Source organism: Synechococcus sp. BA-120 BA3 (genome assembly GCF_034931285.1).
Classification (GTDB): Bacteria; Cyanobacteriota; Cyanobacteriia; order PCC-6307; family Cyanobiaceae; genus Cyanobium.
Genome location: NZ_JAYGHZ010000120.1, coordinates 1 through 2,851, shown reverse-complemented (window position 1 = coordinate 2,851; position 2,851 = coordinate 1). Strand labels below are relative to the sequence as shown.

Below are 2,851 nucleotides of genomic sequence, written 5' to 3'. Positions count from 1 at the left end.
GGCCAAGACAGGCGCGCGCGGATCGGGTAGCGCGCCGGTGGTCAACAGGCGCAGGTTCTTTTTCGCCGCGAAAATGGCGCGTGCATCGGCATCTGCATCGGGGGCGATCACCACCTCGGTGAAGATTTTCACGATCTCTTCGGCGGTCGCGCCATCAAGCGTCATGTTCAGCGCCACGATGCCGCCGAAGGCGCTGGTGCGGTCGCAATCAAAGGCCTTTTGATAGGCCTCGGCCAGCGTCGCGCCGCGCGCCACGCCGCTGGGGTTGGAATGCTTGATGATCGCGCAGGCAGGCCCATCGGTGGGCGCGAATTCGGCCACCAGCTCAAAGGCCGCGTCGGTGTCGTTGATGTTGTTGTAGCTGAGTTCCTTGCCCTGGAGCTGGCGGGCCGCCCCCCAGCCCACGCCGGCCTCGCCGAACCAGCGGGCGCCCTGGTGGGGGTTCTCGCCGTAACGGAGCACCTGCCGCAGGGGCAGCTCCAGCCGCAGGGGCTGCCCCGGCTCCTCGCCGAGGCGGCCATCGATCCAGGTGGCGATGGCGGCGTCGTAGGCGGCGGTGTGGGCGAAGGCCGCCAGGGCCAGCCGGCGCCGCAGGGTGGCGTCGACCTGGCCGGCCGCCAGGGCTTCGAGGAAGGCCGGGTACTGGTCGGGATCGGTGAGCACCGCCACATCGGCATGGTTCTTGGCGGCGGCGCGCACCATGGCCGGGCCGCCGATGTCGATGGTCTCGATGGCCGTCTCCCAGCTCACGGCGGGGTCGGCCACGGTGGCGCGGAAGGGATAGAGGTTGACCACCACCACATCGATCGGGGTGATCCCCTGGGCCTCCAGGTCGGCGCGGTGGGTGGGATCGTCCCGGCGGGCCAGGATGCCGCCGTGGATGCGGGGATGGAGGGTCTTGACCCGGCCGCCGAGGATCTCCGGAGCGCCGGTGTGATCCGCCACCTTCGTGACCGGGAGGCCTGCGGCGGCCAGGGCCGCGGCGGTGCCGCCGCTGGAGAGCAGCGCGTAGCCCTGAGCCAGCAGCCCCTCCGCCAGCGGCACCAGGCCCCGCTTGTCGGACACACTCAGAAGGGCCGTGGCAGCCATGACGGCGGAAAGGGCGGGGAAGGAGCCAACCTACGCAGCAACAGCCGAACCCCACCGTGCCCACGGATCCCCGCGCCGAACTGCCGCTGAGCGAAGACAGCACCACCGCCCTGTTCGCCGGCCCGCGCCAGGCCGACCGCCGGCTGGTGTTGCTGCACGGCTGGGGCGCCGACGCCGATGACCTGCTCGATCTGGGGGCGGTGCTCCTGGAGGCCGATCCCACCGCCATCGGCCTGAGCGTGGTGGCCCTGCGGGCGCCCCTGACCCATCCGGCCGGCCTGGGCCGCCAGTGGTACGACCTGCAGCAGCCCGAGTGGCCCCAGCTGCCCGAAGCCCGCCGGGCGCTGCGGCAACGGCTGCTGGCCCTGGGTGCTTCGGTGCCGCTTGAGCGCACCTGCCTGCTGGGCTTCTCCCAGGGGGCGGCCATGGCCATCGATGTGGCCACGGGCGGCGGCCCGGAGGCCAGCGAGTCCCTGCCGCTGGCGGGGCTGGTGGCCTGCAGCGGCTACCCCCATCCCGACTGGCAGCCCCGGACGCCAAAGACAGAGATCCTGCTCACCCATGGCGAGCAGGATCCGGTGGTGCCGTTCGCGGCCAGTGAGGCGCTGGAGCGATCGCTCGCGGAAGCCGGAGGGTCGGTACGGCGGATCGCCTTCCCGGGCGGCCACAGCATCGATCCCGAGCTGATCGCCCCGATGCGGGAGTTCCTGGTCAGGGGCTGGAATGGACGCTGACCAGGAGCTCCAAGGCGGGGCTCAGACGAAGGCGTACTCGTACTCCTCCATCTCCTCCCAGTCGTCGGAGGCGAGGGCTTCGAGGCCCTCGAAGAGCACCTCTTCGCCGATGCTGTCGACGATCAGGCGCAGGGACGGGAACAGGAAGTGGTTCTCTTCGGCGTACTGGGCGCTGAACAGGCCCTTCTCCCCCCAGAAGAAGCGGTCGGTGGTGTGCTCGTTGCGGCGCACATTGAGGATCGCCGGAGCCGTCAGCTCCGTTTCGGCGATGTAGCGGCGCGCCGCGGTTACCGGTTTGTGGGAGCCGGTTTCGAGATTGAAGGTCGGAACATGGGCGAGGACCCGCTGGCCTGCGAGACGACGGCGACTGATCCGCTTGCGCTTCTTGGACATGGCATGGATCCCGGTGAAGGGAGACCGAAAGGTGGAGTTGGGGGGGGGGCTGCAGACGTGCGATGGCGGCCGGAGCCGGCGACGAACGGCAAGGAGGACCGACCACCCAGAGGTGGCGGGTCCACGTCCATACGACTGTCGACCTGGGGCTGGTCGGAGAGAATCACCGTCAGTAACGCCGGCCGGCTCCCGGAGGAGGTCATGGCCGGGACAGAGGCGGTGCGCAGCTGCCTCTGCTGTAGCCTTGGTTGCGGGCAAAGCGCAACACTGGCCGTTACGACTGCAACTTTCCGCCCGTCCGAGGACTGCGAAGTAGTGGTCGTTACCAAGATCTTAAAACTTTTTTTGCGTTTCGACACGCCTCTCCTGAAAATTTCCCGGACGGACCCGGTCCGCGGCTGGTGATGCCTGTCTCGCAAAGGTTTCTGGCCCTGGTGGGGTTCCAGCTGGGCCAGTTCATCGACTGCCCTGAGGTCCGCTCCCTGGTGGTCTACGTCACCCAGCAGGGGGAAACGGGCCAGCCCAGCCTGCTTCCGGTGGGCCACTGGCCCCCGGACGAGCGGGCCCTGCCGGCGGTGGACAGCGTCAGCCGGCTGCGGGTGCCGGCGGAGCAGCGGCGCTGGCTGCCCCTGCGG

Annotated in this window: 3 protein-coding genes and 1 pseudogene; 2 read left to right on the top strand and 2 right to left on the bottom strand. The window is 69.6% G+C overall.

Annotation, left to right across the window (positions count from 1 at the left end):
- The coding region (gene purH, locus VB737_RS06205; protein ID WP_500312025.1) for a bifunctional phosphoribosylaminoimidazolecarboxamide formyltransferase/IMP cyclohydrolase at positions 1–1,089 on the bottom strand (1,089 nt) is incomplete at its 3' end.
- A gap of 56 nt (positions 1,090–1,145) precedes the next feature.
- Between purH and VB737_RS06200 the strand changes: the two genes are divergently transcribed.
- The gene (locus VB737_RS06200; protein ID WP_500312023.1) at positions 1,146–1,823 is read left to right on the top strand and encodes an alpha/beta hydrolase; all 678 of its coding nucleotides are present in this window, start codon (positions 1,146–1,148) and stop codon (positions 1,821–1,823) included.
- Between the two features lie 21 nt (positions 1,824–1,844).
- On the opposite strand, the gene VB737_RS06195 is transcribed toward VB737_RS06200, so the two are convergent.
- Positions 1,845–2,216 (bottom strand): DUF3155 domain-containing protein, encoded by a 372-nt coding sequence (locus VB737_RS06195; RefSeq protein ID WP_015109652.1) that lies wholly within the window; start codon positions 2,214–2,216, stop codon positions 1,845–1,847.
- Positions 2,217–2,620: 404 nt separating this feature from the next.
- Here VB737_RS06195 and VB737_RS06190 point away from each other — a divergent pair.
- A pseudogene (locus tag VB737_RS06190) lies at positions 2,621–2,851 on the top strand (sensor histidine kinase); the annotation flags it as partial.

Excerpts from the sequence above, each read along its gene's own strand:
- VB737_RS06195 (WP_015109652.1), bottom strand. The coding sequence starts at position 2,216 with ATGTCCAAGAAGCGCAAGCGGATCAGTCGCCGTCGTCTCGCAGGCCAG.